Source organism: Burkholderia torrens, from assembly GCF_984668525.1.
The window spans coordinates 1092859-1107055 of record NZ_OZ480212.1; the positions used below are offsets into that span (position 1 = coordinate 1092859).

16 protein-coding genes and 1 pseudogene are annotated in these 14197 nt (G+C 67.2%); 5 read left to right on the forward strand and 12 right to left on the reverse strand.

The annotated features are described in order from the left end of the window. Positions 1-46: 46 nt before the first annotated feature. On the reverse strand, positions 47-445 hold the full coding sequence (locus AC5LXX_RS21195; RefSeq protein WP_493413005.1) for a GreA/GreB family elongation factor: 399 nt from the start codon (positions 443-445) through the stop codon (positions 47-49). Positions 446-956: 511 nt separating this feature from the next. On the opposite strand from AC5LXX_RS21195, the gene AC5LXX_RS21200 reads away from it, so the two are divergent. Continuing rightward, complete coding sequence (locus AC5LXX_RS21200; protein ID WP_493413006.1) at positions 957-1286, forward strand: DUF4148 domain-containing protein; 330 nt, start codon at positions 957-959, stop codon at positions 1284-1286. Between the two features lie 157 nt (positions 1287-1443). Here the strand turns inward: AC5LXX_RS21200 and AC5LXX_RS21205 are convergent, their stop codons facing one another. After that, positions 1444-1902, reverse strand: coding sequence for a CBS domain-containing protein (locus tag AC5LXX_RS21205; protein WP_034189919.1), 459 nt, complete (start codon positions 1900-1902; stop codon positions 1444-1446). Positions 1903-2080: 178 nt separating this feature from the next. Here AC5LXX_RS21205 and ribA point away from each other — a divergent pair, with 178 nt between their 5' ends. Both ribA and AC5LXX_RS21215 read left to right on the forward strand, forming a co-directional pair. Continuing rightward, positions 2081-2731: a GTP cyclohydrolase II gene (gene ribA, locus AC5LXX_RS21210; RefSeq protein ID WP_493413007.1), complete on the forward strand. Its 651-nt coding sequence runs from the start codon at positions 2081-2083 to the stop codon at positions 2729-2731. A gap of 156 nt (positions 2732-2887) precedes the next feature. After that, positions 2888-3454: a GNAT family N-acetyltransferase gene (locus AC5LXX_RS21215; protein WP_493413008.1), complete on the forward strand. Its 567-nt coding sequence runs from the start codon at positions 2888-2890 to the stop codon at positions 3452-3454. Between the two features lie 21 nt (positions 3455-3475). Here AC5LXX_RS21215 and AC5LXX_RS21220 read toward each other — a convergent pair whose 3' ends face one another. Next, entirely contained in the window at positions 3476-3862 is a 387-nt protein-coding gene (locus AC5LXX_RS21220) for a VOC family protein (protein WP_493405114.1), read from the reverse strand. A gap of 297 nt (positions 3863-4159) precedes the next feature. Here AC5LXX_RS21220 and AC5LXX_RS21225 point away from each other — a divergent pair, with 297 nt between their 5' ends. Then, the gene (locus tag AC5LXX_RS21225; protein WP_493413009.1) at positions 4160-4435 is read left to right on the forward strand and encodes a hypothetical protein; all 276 of its coding nucleotides are present in this window, start codon (positions 4160-4162) and stop codon (positions 4433-4435) included. 174 nt (positions 4436-4609) lie between these two features. Here AC5LXX_RS21225 and AC5LXX_RS21230 read toward each other — a convergent pair whose 3' ends face one another. From AC5LXX_RS21230 to AC5LXX_RS21240, 3 genes are all read right to left on the reverse strand, one after another. Next, positions 4610-5374, reverse strand: coding sequence for a hypothetical protein (locus tag AC5LXX_RS21230; protein ID WP_493413010.1), 765 nt, complete (start codon positions 5372-5374; stop codon positions 4610-4612). 51 nt (positions 5375-5425) lie between these two features. After that, positions 5426-6034 (reverse strand): acyl-homoserine-lactone synthase, encoded by a 609-nt coding sequence (locus tag AC5LXX_RS21235; RefSeq protein ID WP_493413011.1) that lies wholly within the window; start codon positions 6032-6034, stop codon positions 5426-5428. Positions 6035-6243: 209 nt separating this feature from the next. After that, on the reverse strand, positions 6244-6687 hold the full coding sequence (locus tag AC5LXX_RS21240) for a DUF4902 domain-containing protein (protein ID WP_493413012.1): 444 nt from the start codon (positions 6685-6687) through the stop codon (positions 6244-6246). A 73-nt stretch (positions 6688-6760) separates the two neighbouring features. Between AC5LXX_RS21240 and AC5LXX_RS21245 the strand changes: the two genes are divergently transcribed. Further along, entirely contained in the window at positions 6761-7480 is a 720-nt protein-coding gene (locus AC5LXX_RS21245; RefSeq protein WP_493413013.1) for an autoinducer binding domain-containing protein, read from the forward strand. Positions 7481-7522: 42 nt separating this feature from the next. Here AC5LXX_RS21245 and AC5LXX_RS21250 read toward each other — a convergent pair whose 3' ends face one another. The 6 genes and pseudogenes from AC5LXX_RS21250 to AC5LXX_RS21275 all read right to left on the reverse strand — a co-directional run. Then, positions 7523-8230 (reverse strand): MgtC/SapB family protein, encoded by a 708-nt coding sequence (locus AC5LXX_RS21250; RefSeq protein WP_021162348.1) that lies wholly within the window; start codon positions 8228-8230, stop codon positions 7523-7525. A 307-nt stretch (positions 8231-8537) separates the two neighbouring features. Then, positions 8538-10082: a TolC family protein gene (locus tag AC5LXX_RS21255; RefSeq protein WP_493413014.1), complete on the reverse strand. Its 1545-nt coding sequence runs from the start codon at positions 10080-10082 to the stop codon at positions 8538-8540. Further along, complete coding sequence (locus tag AC5LXX_RS21260; protein WP_493413015.1) at positions 10069-12129, reverse strand: FUSC family protein; 2061 nt, start codon at positions 12127-12129, stop codon at positions 10069-10071. The genes AC5LXX_RS21255 and AC5LXX_RS21260 overlap by 14 nt, the downstream gene beginning before the upstream one ends. Beyond that, the gene (gene mdtN / locus AC5LXX_RS21265) at positions 12110-13159 is read right to left on the reverse strand and encodes a multidrug transporter subunit MdtN (protein ID WP_493413016.1); all 1050 of its coding nucleotides are present in this window, start codon (positions 13157-13159) and stop codon (positions 12110-12112) included. Before mdtN ends, AC5LXX_RS21260 begins: the two co-directional genes overlap by 20 nt. Next, the gene (locus AC5LXX_RS21270; RefSeq protein ID WP_493413017.1) at positions 13156-13449 is read right to left on the reverse strand and encodes a hypothetical protein; all 294 of its coding nucleotides are present in this window, start codon (positions 13447-13449) and stop codon (positions 13156-13158) included. The genes mdtN and AC5LXX_RS21270 overlap by 4 nt, the downstream gene beginning before the upstream one ends. A gap of 382 nt (positions 13450-13831) precedes the next feature. Continuing rightward, positions 13832-14182: pseudogene (locus tag AC5LXX_RS21275) on the reverse strand (LysR substrate-binding domain-containing protein); the annotation flags it as partial. Positions 14183-14197: the final 15 nt, after the last annotated feature.

The window sequence follows — 14197 nt, forward strand, 5'->3', positions numbered from 1 at the left end:
TTTGATTTTGCGCCCGTGTCAAACGTGGCGCGGGCGGCCGATGACGTCAGCGCGTGTATTCGCCGTTGGCTTCCGGCTGGAACACGATCGCGGAGACCTTCATCAGCTTTTCGGCGCCGCTCGGCTGCATCACCTTGACCATCTGGCCACGCTGCGTGCCCAGCAGCGCCATGCCGACGGGCGAGAAGACGTTCAGGCGGCCGAGTTCGAGATTGGCGGTGTCCGGATAAACAATCGTCCAGGTGGCCTGCTCCTGGGTCGCCTCGTCGAGCAGCGTGATCTGCGAGTTCATCGTGACGACATTGGCCTTGATGGCGTCGGGCTGGACGATGTCGGCACGCTCGAGCAGCGTGTCGAGCATGGCCTGGAAGCGCGGGTTGTGTTCGGCGTGCTTTTCGAGGCGAGCAACGTCGAGTTCGGTCAACTGGTAAAGGCGTTGTTTCATGGCAGTTCTCCAAATGATCGGCAAGGGCAGGCATGGCGTGCCTATGGGATCGCCCGGAGCCTGTCTGACCTGGCTCCGGGAGGAGACCGAGCCGTCAGATCAGGCGCCGGGCAGGGGCGAGCGGCGCCTGGGCCGTGCGTCGAGCGAGGGGATGCGCCGGATGGCCGGCGTGCGCGCGCACGCCGGCCGGGCCGAACGGCGAAACCGAAAGGGGCGTGGGCGCGTACATGGTGGATGGGATATCGACTGGCGAATAAAACCTTACGATTCTACAACACAACCTTCGGGATAGGTGATTCGGCTGTCGGCGTTTCGTCAGCAATTGTTGTGCAGATGAAGCAAGTCGCAAGAGCTGCGTCCAGAAACACGCGGCGATTTTTTCCAAAATCGCAACGCTGTATGTTCAAACTAAGGGTTTCCCCTTGGAATGGCGAGCACTACACTGGACTCAATCGCTTCAGACAGTCCTGCCGAGGCGACGTCAAAAGAGAACATATTCCGGAGGTAAATCATGAAGTCGATCATCTACGCAGCCATCGCCGCATCCGTTCTTGCCGCACCGATCGCATCGTTTGCACAGTCCGAGCAGGGGCTGACGCGCGACCAGGTCAAGGCTGAACTCGTGCAACTCGAACAGAACGGCTACAAGCCGCTGGCGAGCGATTCGCAGTACCCGAACGACATCCAGGCAGCCGAACGGCGGGTCCAGCCGAACCAGCCGACGCTCGCGCAGGCCGATACGAGCGGCTACGGTGCCGTGGCGACGGGTGCCGGCCAGGCAGGCCGCCGCATCACGCATGACGCGCCGAACCCCGTGAACTCGGTCTACTTCGGCAACTGATCGAACGTCCCCGGTCTGCCCGAGCGCACCATTCAATCGACGACACGCGCGCCATGTGCGCGCGTCGTTCGCCCGCAGGAGCAGAACCTCCGTCGCCGCATGTCGGCGGCTTTCCGCCCAGACGCTGACGCGTTTGGGCCTTTTTCGCTGGGGCGGATCAGGTGGAAGCGACCGGCGTGCCGTGAATGTAGTGTTCGAGCTGGCTGATCGTGAACTGCTGATCGGCAATCACGCTCTTCACGAGATCGCCGATCGAGATGAGGCCGACCAGCTTGCCGCCGTCGAGGACGGGCAGGTGGCGCATCCGGTGTTCGGTCATCAGCGCCATGCACTCGTCGGTGGATTGCGACGGTTCGACGTAGCGCACCTTCGCCGTCATGATTTCCTCGACGCGGGTGGCTTTCGATGAACGGTCCTGCAGGACGACCTTGCGCGCATAGTCGCGCTCGGTGACGATGCCCGCGATGTCGTCGCCGTCCACGACCAGCAACGCGCCGATCCCCTTTTCCGCCATCAGCTTGATGGCGTCGTAGACGAAATCGGTCTTCGTGACGGTGTAGATCGTGCGGCCCGAATCCGGCTTGGCCTTGAGAATCTGCGCGACAGTCGTGCTCATTCGCTTTCTCCGTGTGCGGGTCGATACAGGGAAGGCTGGGGGTTGGTGCGCGACACCCGATAAGCCCAGTATAGCCGGGCAGGCAGTGGCAGTCGCGTGACGTTTCCAGATTAGCGGTAAACTCCCGTCACGCACTATCCACACAACTCCTACATTCCTGAACGTTTCGATTGAATTCATGATGTCTTCGCGTCCCCAATCGCCCACGCCGGGCAATGACCAGGCCGACGAGTGCGTGACGCTCGTCGCCACCGCGTCGCTGCCTACGCGCTACGGTACGTTCAAGTCATACGCGTTTCGCGTATCGGGCAGCGATGCCGAACATCTCGCGCTCGTGATGGGCGACGTGGCCGGCGAGCAGTCCGTACTGACGCGGCTGCATTCCGAATGCCTGACCGGCGACGTGTTCGGCTCGTATCGCTGCGATTGCGGCGAGCAGCTCGACCTCGCGTTGCGCTACATCGCGGCAGAAGACCGCGGCGTGCTGCTGTACCTGCGCGGCCATGAGGGGCGCGGGATCGGCCTGAGCAACAAGATTCGCGCTTACGCGCTGCAGGAGCAGGGGCGCGACACCGTCGAGGCGAACCTCGACCTCGGCCTGCCCGACGATGCCCGCGAATACGATTCGGCCGCCGCGATCCTGCGGATCCTCGGCGTGACGTCGGTGCGGCTGATGAGCAACAACCCGGAGAAGTTCGACACGCTCGCGAAGCACGGCATTCCAGTCTGCGAACGCGTGGCGCTGGCAGTGCCCGTGCGCGAGGAAAACGAGCGTTATATCCGCACGAAGCAGACGAAGTTCGGGCATTACTTCGAGGAAAACGAGTAATCATCATGGGCGCACCACCTGCGCCCGTTTCTCGTTGTCTGTTCTATCCGTCGCGGGCAGACGCGACGATCGAGATTCTCCCTGAGTCAACCGTCCCGCCTTCGGGTTCGTGACCTCGCCTGCGTTCCGCCGCTTCCCGTACGATCCGCATCATTCATGTCCGCTCCCGCGAAGATCGAAACCGAACATCTGACGCTGCGCCGCTGGCGACCGACGGATGCGCGTGCGCTTGCGGCGATGCATGCGGACCCGGACGTGACCGCGTGGCTCGCGCGCGGTCCGATGTCCGTCGACGAGGCGAGCGACGCAATTGCGCGCTTCGAAGCGCATTTCGACGCACACGGTTTCGGTGTGTGGGCGGTCGAACGTCGCGCCGATGCGATGCTGATCGGGCTTTGCGGCCTGTCGCGCGAAGCGCGCGCAATGCATCCGATGGCGCCATGTGTCGAGATCATGTGGCGGCAGGCGCGCCACGCGTGGGGGTGTGGCCATGCTGCAGAAGCGGCCGCCGCCGCACTGGTCGACGGGTTCGGCCGGGCAGGGCTCGACGAGATCTTCGCGTGGACGGCCGATACCAACCAGCGATCACTGCGCGTGATGGAGCGGCTCGGCATGCTGCGCCAACTCGCGCGCGATTTCGATCATCCGGCGTTGCCGGACGGGCATCCGCTGCGGCCGCACGTCGTGTATGTCGCGCGCGCCGGCGGCGTTGCCGGCGCGTAACGGTTCACGCGTATCCGCGTGTCAGCGCCAGGTGCCGTTCTGCAGCACGATCCGGTAGCCGTCGGCATCCTCGAAGGTCTGGCCGGAAATTTCCCAGTACGGATTGAACGACGTCACGGGCATGAAGCCGTGCGCGGTGGCACGCTCGCACGCGGCTTCCCATTCCGGGCGATCGGGCAGGTAGAAGACGATCAGGTCTTCGGGCGTCGGCGACGGCGCGATCGGATGATCGGGGCAGTGCGTGAATTCGAAGTGATAGTCGAGCCCTTCGCGTCCGATCATCACGCCGGAAAAGCCGTCGTGATCTTCGAAGCGCGCGAGAACCGACAAGTCGAGGGCGTCGCGATACATGCGCTCGGTGCGGGCGAGGTTGCTGACCGGGCGGGCAATGCGCAGGTGGGCGTGCAAGGTGGCCTCGGGGGAGAGTGGCGGGCCGGTCAATGATAAGCCGGCCGATCGGGATTGCGCGAGGCGAGCGGATCGGGCCGCGGCGCACGCTCGTCGTATCGAACGATATCGCTTCATTTCGGCCAAACGAAGCGACCGGTCGACTCCCGACTCACGAAACAACAACATGACGCTTCCGAATCAATGCGTGCACCGCGTCGCAGCGGTTGTACGTTCTCAGGACCTTCGACCCCCCCGCCTTCCGCAGCGCCGGCTGCTCGACGCGCGGATACGTGCGTGCCGGACAGGAGGTGACGAATGGGTAAGCCCGATCTGCGTCGGCCGGTTGCCGGACCTTATCGCCAGTCGCGATGGGCGACCGGCCTGGAGGCCGCCTTTGGATGGGTGGCAAAGGGAACGTTGGTATTGGCCGGGCTGGCGGTGGCCGCGTTGGCGGCGCTGACGGGCGACGTCGGTGCCCTGGCAGACCTGCCGTCGACCAGGAAGGGCTGGCTGTATCTGCTGCTGATACTGGCCGTGGCGGTCGCACTGATATTTGCGGTGCATCACTACTGGCTGGGCCCGGCAGCCTAGCCGGAGCGGGAAATGATGTGGCCCCCGCAATCCGCGCAGGCAATAAAAAAGCCCGCTGCTTGAGCGGGCTGAATCCATGTTTGGAGACATGGAGGAGACAGACGTCAATTTAAGGGAAAACCCGGACGTTTGCAAGTCCCAGTTGTATCCATGCAACTCGCAGCCGTCACCCGTTCACATGCCGCCGGCCCGTGCGTGAGCCGCAAACGCGCCGAACCGCTCTTGCGCGACGGGCAGCGCGTACTTGTCGCGCATTTCCGTCTCGATCCATGCACAGGCTTCGCGTGCGCAGTCGGTCAGCGCGTGCCGCGTTGCATGCCCGTCGATGTCGTAGACGAAACGCACGCCGACCTCGTCGTCGGCGACCTGTCGTTCGAGCTGGTTGAGCTGCAGTTGCGGCCCGCGCTGCTGCGACAGCGCGCGCAGTTCGTCAAAGTGATATTCGAGCCAGTCGGCGAAAAACAGCGCATCGCTATGGCACGGCAAGCGGAAGGCCGCGCTGCGCGACGGACGCGGTGCGGCGTCGCCGGTCGTCGCGAGCGGCGCGCCGTCGGCGGCGAGGGCCGTATCGACGGGCGCGAGCGGGTGCTGAATGTGCCGGTACGGTTCGCGGTCGCGCAGCGCATGCCACAGCAATTCGTCGCCGGCGGCGCCGGACGGCTGCATCGTCAGGTCGTGCCGGCCGCTGTCGGCCGGGACGACGTCGCGAATCACGAGGCGCAGCGAGCAGAGCGGTTCGTCGGCGACCAGCAGCGTCGCCGGGCGCGGCAGCCCGCAGACGAGCGGCGCAGCGCCCGCGGCACGAAACACGAGCCCGCGGCGATCGAGCCGTACGAGCGGCAGCGGCCTGGGAAACGACGGATAGGCGACCGCGATGCGGGCGTCGCCGACGCTCGTCAATCCGGGCATCATCGCGCGAAAGACCTGAGACTGGTCCACGTTGGTTCTCCTTCGTTACGAGGCCGCCCGGACGGAAACGCGTGCTCCGGCTCAGGCGGCGATGGCTTGCCGGGCTGTCTGTCCCGGCTCGATTCCTAGTGCGGCAAACGTTTGCGAATCGATATCGATCCAGCACGCGACCACCAGACGGCCGTCGACCTGTTTCGGCGGCCCTGCGCGGTGCGCGTGAATGCCGATCCGGCGGAACAGCCGCTCCATGCTCGCGAACGTCACGCCGATCAGCTGCCGCGCGCCGAGCTGCGCCGCGCATTCGACGACGGCCGCCAGCATCGGGCGCACGGCCCACTCGGCATTGCCCGGCCCGCCTTCGTCGTCGGTCGCCGCGAACCTGGACAGCTCCCAGACGGCGGCCGATTGCGGCAACGGCATGTCTTCGGCGATCAGGTCGGCGAACAGCGACTTCAGCAGATACGGGCGCGTGGTAGGCAGCAGGCGTGCACATCCGCACATGTCGCCGCCGGCGTTCCTCGCGAACACGTAGACGGTATCGTCGCGATCGAACTGGTCGCGCTCGAAGCTTTCATTCGCCGACGGGAGCGCCCAACCGAGCTGCTCGATAAACACGCGGCGCCGATAGCGCCCGAGATCCGCTGCAAGTTCGTGTGGCAACCGCCCTTCCTCGTGAACGAAGGTCCGCATGGTGTCCTCGGATCTGTGCTTTTGTATGCATGCATTACATCGCGCGGCACGAGGAGGCTGTAACTGGTAACTCTTACAGGGTGGCCGTGCAAAGAGGCCATTTGCGGCGTGGTAACGGTTTCTTGATCAACGGGATTGAAAACTGGACGGCTTTTGCTTATAAAGAGCGCCAGTCTTGCGAAATGATCAGAGGATTGTGCGACAGGTTGTCACTGGAGCGTGGGACCGGCATGATAGGCGTCGTTGCGACCGAGCAGCGCCGATGCGACCGCGGCGGGCCAGTCGATGCCGGCAAGCCGCGCGGCGAGCGCGGCGGCAGTGCGAAACATGCCGATGTCGGTGCCGGTGGCATCGACGACCATCACGTTGCTGCGGACGTCGCCGCCCGCGATCACGAACGTGCCCGTCGCGCGTTCGAGGTACCAGTCCCAGCCGACCGTCACGTAAGGGGCGCCGGCACTGGCCGTGCGATGCCATTCGGTATAGCCGGCGAGGCGTGCGTCGATCGCGCTGTCGCGCAGTTCGGACAGCAGCGATGCGTCGAGGCCGCTCGACACATGGTCGAGTGCAAGCACGGCCAGTGCGCCTTCTGACAGGCGTACGTAGCCGTCCGGGGACGGGCCGGGGACCGGGTGCAGCAAAGGTGAGGTCATGCGCGGAATGTATCAGCGTCGAACGGGTGCTGGAACCTGACAAGTATGACAGCGTGACGTTGTCGGAGAAAGAATGGAACTGCGCTGGCAGGATGCCTATCAACAATTCAGTGCCGCGGAAGACGAGCAGCAGCTCTTCCAGCGGATCGCCGCCTATTCCAAGCGGCTGGGATTCGAATATTGCTGTTACGGCATTCGCGTACCGTTGCCCGTATCGAAGCCGTCGGTCGCCATCTTCAATACCTATCCCGACGGCTGGATGGCGCACTACCAGGCGAAGAACTACATCGAGATCGATTCGACGGTTCGCGACGGCACGCTCAGCACCAACATGATCGTCTGGCCGGACGTCGACCGGATCGACCCGTGCCCGTTGTGGCAGGACGCACGCGATTTCGGGCTGTCGGTGGGCGTCGCGCAGTCGAGCTGGGCGGCCCGCGGTGCGTTCGGCCTGCTGAGCATCGCGCGCCATGCCGACCGGCTGACGCCTGCTGAAATCAACATGCTGACGCTGCAGACGAACTGGCTCGCAAACCTGTCGCATTCGCTGATGAGCCGCTTCATGGTGCCGAAGCTGTCGCCCGCGGCGGGCGTCACGCTGACCGCGCGCGAGCGCGAGGTGCTGTGCTGGACGGCCGAGGGCAAGACCGCGTGCGAAATTGGCCAGATCCTCAGCATCTCGGAGCGGACGGTCAACTTCCACGTCAACAACATCCTCGAGAAGCTCGGCGCGACCAACAAGGTCCAGGCAGTCGTCAAGGCGATTTCGGCCGGGCTCATCGACGCACCGTGACGCAGGCGAGGGCGGCGCCGGATACGGCGGCCGCCACGCCGTTCACTCCATCATCGGTTCCGCTTCCTTCGCGGTCCAGCTCACGCTGGAAATGCTCTTCTCCATGCTCATCCGGCTCGCGATCTGCTCGAGCTTCTGCTGATCCTTCGGATGCAGCTTCAGCGTCGCGGTTACCTTCAGACGGTCCGGCTGGTCGGGCACGTCCTCGCTCGTCAGGCTCTGGAACGACAGCGGCTTCGCGTACATCGAGTTCGACAGCAACGTGCGGATATGCACTTCGTCGGCGGTCAGGCAAATCACCGTGATCTGGTATTCGCGGACGAGATCGGCATTCGATACGGGCGTGGCGTTGATCGCCTGGCTGACGCCGCGCAGCACGGTATTGGTGAGCAGCACGACACCCGTGCCGGCGAGCGCAGGCACGTAATGGCCGGAGCCGGCCAGCACGCCGACGGCGGCCGAGCACCACAGCGTCGCGGCCGTGTTGATGCCCTGGATCGAGCCCTTGTCGCGCATGATCACGCCGCCGCCGAGGAAGCCGACGCCCGACACGACGTACGCGGCGATCTGCGTGACGCCCGCGACGCCGTTGCCGGTCAGCACGCCGAGCGTGACGAACAGGCATGCGCCGCTCGCGACGAGCGTGATCGTGCGCAGGCCGGCCGTGCGCTGGCGCATCTGGCGCTCGAGGCCGATGGCGACGCCACAGGCGAACGCAGTGAAGAGACGGAGTGCGAAATCGAAAGTCATGGTTGTCCTGCCGTGCAAGAAGCGCATGCCGGCTCGCGTCGCCGCGGTGCAAGGCCGCAGGCGACGCGGCAATAGCCGTCATCGCGCGGTACTCTATCGCGCGAATGCGTCATGCAGTGTGAAACGGGTAGGCGTGCGGCTCGCGGAACGCGAGCCGGGGCAGGAGAACTGCGTCGGACAGGCGTTCAGGCGGCAAGCGGCGCACGCAACGGAGTGCTGCAACTGTCCACGATGGTTCCTGAAGGAAGAATGGGCGGCATTCTAGTGGGCGGCGCGTGCAGGCGTCAACCGCCTGGCGGCCACAGCGCTACTGCGCCGAGCCGATCGTGCCCGTCGCGAGCGCGAGCGCGGCGGCCGCCGACAACGCGCCGGCGTAGCTGTCGACCTCAGCGTTCCGGGCCGCGAGCAGCTGGCTTTGCGCGATCGTCGCGTCGGTGACCGAGCCGACGCCGTTGCGGTACGCGGTCAGCGCCGCATCGTAGCTCGTCTGCGCGGCATCGACGAGCGCCCTGGCCGCGTCGTGCGACGCGAGGCTCGTCTGCACCGCGTTCTGCGCGGCGACGACCTGGCGTACCGCTTCCTCCTTGGTCCGCGTGAGGCGGGCGGACGCGCTTTCCGCGTCGTTGCGCGCCTGCATCAGCACGGCCGAGCGCAGGCCGCCGTCGTACAGCGGGATCGTCACGCCGAGGTACACGCCGCCGCCGTAGCGGCTGCCGTTCAGGTTGACGGTCGGCGCCTGGTCGCCGATCGCGGGCAGCGCGGAGATGGCCGTGCCGCCGCTCGCGTACGACGTCGACGCGGAGAGGAAGATCTTCGGCATGAACGCGGCTTGAGCCGCCTTGATCTTCGCGCGATTGGCCTTTTCGAGCGCGAACGCGCCCTGCAGGTCGGGGCGGCGCGCGATCGCGTCCGACACGATCGCGTCGACCGACGAACCGAGCGCGGGCGGCAGCGGCCGCTTCGGCAACGCGGCGATCGTCGGCTTCGACAGCGGCGAGATGCCGAGCGCGGAGACGAGCGCGAGGTAGCTGTCGCTTTCCGCGCCGTTCGCCTGCACGAGCGCGAGGTTCGCCTGCGCGCGGTTCTGCGCCGCCTGCGCGAGCTCGACGACCGTGCCGACGCCATGCTTGAGCCGCGCGCGCGATGCCGCGAGGATCGCATCCGCGTTCGCGAGGCCCTGCTGCGCGCTGACGGCGCGCGAGCGTGCAGCCTCGTAGCGGTAGTAGCCGACGGTCACGTCGTGGATCACCTGCTGATGCACCGCGGTGAATGCGACGTTCGACGCGATCGATGCCTGTTCGGCCGCCTCGACGCGTGCCGCGCGGCCGCCGAAATCGAACAGCAGCCATTGCAGCGACAGTGCCGAGATCGTGCCGTGCACGGTGGTGTTGCTCGACGAATCGCCGAGGAACGTCGACGTCGAGCCGTGGCTCGCCTGGTACGCGCCCATCGCGGTCGCCGACAGGCGCGGCAGGTAGGCGGACTTCGCGAGGCCGACCGCGAGCGCCGCGTTGCGCGCGTCGTTCCAGGCGATGCGGGTGAGCGGATTCGCCGATTCTGCGAGATCGATCAGTTCGGGCAGCGTGTACGGATGCGCGGTATCGAGCGTGGCCGGCGGCGAGACCGACGCGAGCGCCGGCGACGCGGGCAGCGTGTAGTCGTGCGCGCCTTGCGCGGACGCGCGCGGCGGGCCCGGCACGATGTCGCCCGCGGCCGACGTTTGCGGCTGCCACGGGCGGTCGGATGCCTCCGGCGCCAGGTCGATCGACGACGTCGCGCAGCCGGCCAGCGCGACGGCGGTCGCGAGGGCGGCTACGGCGATCGAGGCGGCCGGCGGTTCAGGTCGACGCATGGGGGGCAGGCTCCTTCGGTGTGGCTTGACGGGCGGCGTCGGCGATCTGCGCGAGCCGTGTGTCGATCAGGTTCAGCAGCGCGTCGCGTGCGGGGTCGATGGGGGCGGCGCCCGGCGGCGGAGCCGTTGGCGCGGGAGAGGCCGCATGGGGCACGGCTTCGTCGTCGCGCGGTTCGGTCACGCGCGAGAGTTGCGCCCCGATCGCCGCGTCGCCGGGCTGGCGTTCGGCGAGCAGGAACAGCGGGCCTTCGATCGCACCGAGTTCCGCAAGTGCGCGCCGTCGCGTGGCGAGCCACGTCGCGGCCGGCCGTACCCACGACGGTTCGTAATGGACCAGGCCGAGTTCTTGCGAGATCGCGCCGTGACGCGCGAACGCTTCGGCTGCGAGTGTGCGCCGTTCGGCCGGTTGTGCGATCTGCGCGATGCGCCGCCACTGGTCGAGCAGCGCGGCGAACGCGACGTCGATCTGCTTGCCGATGCTGACGGGCCAGATGCGCGTGAACACGAGATACACGACGACGTTGCCGAGCAGGATGCCGATCGTGCGGTCGCGCGCGATCGTCAGGTCGAAGCCGGGGCCGGCGCCCTGGATCACGCACAGGAAAAACGCGAACGCGATCTGGAAGCCCGCATACGCAATGCGCGGCGAGCCGAAGGCGATCCACGCGGACAGCCACGCGCCGGCGAACACCAGCGCCATCAGGTGGCCGACCGACGACAGCGCCGGCACGACGAACACGAGCGCGGCGGTGCCGAGCAGCGCGCCGATCATGCAGCCGAAGATTCGCAGCGTGAGCTTCTCGACCGTTTCGGCCGTCGAGCCGAGCGACACGATGTAGCAGGTGACGACGCAGGTATGGATGCCCGACCAGTCGAGCTGCGAGTACAGCAGGTAGCAGAAGATCGCCGCGGCGGTCGTCTTCAGCGCATAGCGGATGTGGTCGGGATTGGTGCGTGCGTCGGGCAGGAAGAAGCCGCCGCGCGGGGCCGGTGCCGGTGCGTGCGTGGCTGCAGGGGCGGCGGGCGTCGTGCCGGCCGCAGCCTCCGTCGCTGCATCGGCCGTCGGGGCCGTCGCGCCCGGCTCCGCGAAGTGCATGATCGCTGCCTGGAGATCGGTCGCTGCGATGCGCGCGAGCGGCGGCAGCGCATCGGCGGGCGGCAGCGCGAGCGTCACGTCGACCGGGTAGCCGCCGCGTTCGAGAATGGCGGCCATCTCGTCGAGCGTCGCGGCGATCGGCGTGGCGAACGTATCGGGCAGGCGTGCGTTCGGTTCGCGATCGGCCAGCGCGACGGCGACCATCAGCGCGGTGCTCGACGCGATGGCCTGCCGCAGCGCCGTGAAGTCGGCGGCGGTCGACGAGCCTTCGAGCTTCGACAGCTTGAGCCACGTGAGCAGCTGCTTGTCGCCTTCGCGCAGGCTCGCGTCGAACGCGGCACGTGCATCGTCGTCGCCGCGCAGTCGCCGTGCGGCGAGCCGCAGCCGCTTCGCGAGCTGCGCGTGCGCAAGCTTGCGCGGCGACGGCGCGATCAGCAGGTTGACGACGATCGCCACGCCGACGGGAATCGCGATCGTCAGCCAGATGTACAGCAGCGCGCGGGTGGCGGCTTCGCCGAACGGTGCGAGGCCGAGCTGGTCGAGCCCGAAGCCGACGATCATCGCGAGGATCGCGCCCACCGGGCGCAGCTTGCTGGCGGACGTCAGGTACAGGTGGGCGACCGACAGCACGGCCATGCACGCGACCCGCAGGATCGAATAGTCGATGCTGAAGATCGCGATGCCGAGCACGAGCCCGATCACGATCGTGACGATCAGCAGCAGCGCGGCCGCGAGCACGACGCTCGTCACGCGGTCGGCGCGGATCATGAAGAACACGACGTATGCGGATAGTGCGGCTTCGGGCGTGCCGTACGCGGCCGTCACGAGCGCGGTCAGCGCGCAGATCAGCGCGACGCGCACGGCGATGGCCGTGCGCCCCGGAAACGGCGCGAGCAGTCGCAGGACTTCGCGCGGGCCCGGCGCGCGAACGTCAGCGGCAGGCAGTGCCATGCCGGACCTCGACGATCGCGCTGGCGCCGACGCGCACCAGCTTGGCATCGGGTTCGTCGAGCTTCACGCGCACCGGGAAGCGTTGCGCGACGTGCACCCAGTTCACCGAGTTCTGCACGATCGGCAGGGAGCGCGGCAGATTGATGCGCGCGCTGTCCGCGATGCCGGCGCCGATGCCGACGACCTTGCCCGTGAGCGGGCGACTGCGGTCGATCATCGAGTAGACGGTCGCGCAATCGCCGACCGCGATGCGGCTCAGCGCCGTCTCGCGGAAATTGCCGACGGCGAACCATTCGCGCGCGTCGATCAGCGTGAAGATCGACTGGTTCGGCGCGAGCGTTTCGCCGGCGAGGACGCTCAGGCCCGTCACGAGCCCGTCGTGCGGCGCGCGCACGACCGTATCGTCGAGCGCATGCTGCGCGCGGGCGAGCGCGGCTTCGCGCGCATGCAGCGTCGCGATCGCGTCGGCTTCGTCGCCGATCGTCTGCGCGGACGCACGCTGCTGCTCCTGTGCCTGCGTGAGCGACACGGACGCGTCGCGCTGGCGGACCTTCGCCTGGTCGAACTGCTGCGCGCTGACATAGCCTTGCGCGGCGAGCGGCGCGAGCCGGTTCACGTCGCGTGTGGCGAGGTCGTAGTTCTGCGTCGCGCGCTTGACCTGCTCGGCGGCGACGGATGCGTTCGAGCGCTCGCCGATCAGCGAACGGCGGCGCGTGTCGAGCGATGCGCGCGCGAGTTCGACGTCGGCCTGCGCCTGCGCAACCGTCAGCCGGTACGGCACGGGATCGATTTCGTACAGCAGGTCACCCTTCGCGACGCGCTGGTTCTCGTGCACCGTGAGCTGGACGATGCGTCCGCCGACCGGCGATGCGACGTGCACGACGTCCGCGTCGATCGACGCGTCGTCGGTGGACGGGTAGGCGGTCGTGCGGCAGTACGCATACACGAGCGCGGCGATGCCGAGCGCGACGATCGCGAGCGCGATCACGCGGCCCTTCACGGAGGGGCGGGGGAGTCCGGCGGCCTTCATGCGAACGGCCCGGTGCCGGTGAGCCAGACGATCACGGCGACCACGAGCCCGATCGCGGTGCAGACGGCGAGCTGGTAAGGCACGGTGGAAGCCCAGCCGGTCGCGACGAACACGCGGTGCGCGACGATCGCGCCGATGACGCCGACGATCGCACTGACGAGCCAGAGGGGGAAATACGCGCCGAACAGCACGTACGACGGTGCGCCGCGCGATGCGCAGCCCGCGAGCGGCAGGGCGGGCGCCAGGACGGCGGCAACGCGCAGGCGCGTGCGCGGCGTTGTTTTTCTCATGGTGTGACGAGCTCGACGTTGGGGGTGGATGCCGGGCGCGGCGCAATGTGGATCGTCGCGACCGGCCGGGCCGCGACGACGATCCCTGGATACGGAGCCGATCATAAATCAGCGCGATACGGATCGCCAGCCATCCGGCATGCATACGCGGCACGGGCCGTGGCCGGTCGCGGGCGCACCGGCGGTCGTGCCGGCCCGTCCGGTCGCGCGTTTCCGCAGCAACGTTCCGATCGCCGCGATTCTGCCAGCGCACGCTCGCGCAGGGTTGCTGACGGACTGTCAAGAATCGTCAGACGAACGAAGCGTGGCGGTGTTTGCCGTGCCGGCGTAGCGGAATCGGCGCGCAAGCGGGTGATTGCGTCTCGAATGCGTGCGAATCCGGTCAGTCCGGCTGGCTGCGGGCATCCTCGACGAGCAGGTCGACGAGATCGCGCGCGAAGCGCGGCAGTGCATCGAGATCGGCGACGCAGATCTGCAACTGGCGTTCGGCCCAGTCGTCCTCGAGCGCGACGACGCGCAGCGCCATCGTCTTTGCATGGCGGTGTGCGGTGCTTTCGGGCAGCACGCCGATACCGACGTTCGCCTCGATCATCCGGCAGGCTGCCGCGAAGTTGCTGACCTGGATGCGCCAGCGCAGCGTGCGCTGCACGTCGGCGGCCGCGCACGTCAGGAAATTGCGGATCGCGCTCGCTTTGGACAGGCCGATGGAATCATGGTCGAGCGTGGCGACGAACGGCGTCGAGGCCTG

What these genes read in the sequence shown, in the direction of transcription:
- AC5LXX_RS21195 (WP_493413005.1), bottom strand. Translation starts at nt 445, where the DNA reads ATGAAACAACGCCTTTACCAGTTGACCGAACTCGACGTTGCTCGCCTC.
- AC5LXX_RS21200 (WP_493413006.1), top strand. Translation starts at nt 957, where the DNA reads ATGAAGTCGATCATCTACGCAGCCATCGCCGCATCCGTTCTTGCCGCA.
- AC5LXX_RS21205 (WP_034189919.1), bottom strand. Translation starts at nt 1,902, where the DNA reads ATGAGCACGACTGTCGCGCAGATTCTCAAGGCCAAGCCGGATTCGGGC.
- ribA (WP_493413007.1), top strand. Translation starts at nt 2,081, where the DNA reads ATGATGTCTTCGCGTCCCCAATCGCCCACGCCGGGCAATGACCAGGCC.
- AC5LXX_RS21215 (WP_493413008.1), top strand. Translation starts at nt 2,888, where the DNA reads ATGTCCGCTCCCGCGAAGATCGAAACCGAACATCTGACGCTGCGCCGC.
- AC5LXX_RS21225 (WP_493413009.1), top strand. Translation starts at nt 4,160, where the DNA reads ATGGGTAAGCCCGATCTGCGTCGGCCGGTTGCCGGACCTTATCGCCAG.
- AC5LXX_RS21235 (WP_493413011.1), bottom strand. Translation starts at nt 6,034, where the DNA reads ATGCGGACCTTCGTTCACGAGGAAGGGCGGTTGCCACACGAACTTGCA.
- AC5LXX_RS21240 (WP_493413012.1), bottom strand. Translation starts at nt 6,687, where the DNA reads ATGACCTCACCTTTGCTGCACCCGGTCCCCGGCCCGTCCCCGGACGGC.
- AC5LXX_RS21245 (WP_493413013.1), top strand. Translation starts at nt 6,761, where the DNA reads ATGGAACTGCGCTGGCAGGATGCCTATCAACAATTCAGTGCCGCGGAA.
- AC5LXX_RS21250 (WP_021162348.1), bottom strand. Translation starts at nt 8,230, where the DNA reads ATGACTTTCGATTTCGCACTCCGTCTCTTCACTGCGTTCGCCTGTGGC.
- AC5LXX_RS21255 (WP_493413014.1), bottom strand. Translation starts at nt 10,082, where the DNA reads ATGCGTCGACCTGAACCGCCGGCCGCCTCGATCGCCGTAGCCGCCCTC.
- AC5LXX_RS21260 (WP_493413015.1), bottom strand. Translation starts at nt 12,129, where the DNA reads ATGGCACTGCCTGCCGCTGACGTTCGCGCGCCGGGCCCGCGCGAAGTC.
- mdtN (WP_493413016.1), bottom strand. Translation starts at nt 13,159, where the DNA reads ATGAAGGCCGCCGGACTCCCCCGCCCCTCCGTGAAGGGCCGCGTGATC.
- AC5LXX_RS21270 (WP_493413017.1), bottom strand. Translation starts at nt 13,449, where the DNA reads ATGAGAAAAACAACGCCGCGCACGCGCCTGCGCGTTGCCGCCGTCCTG.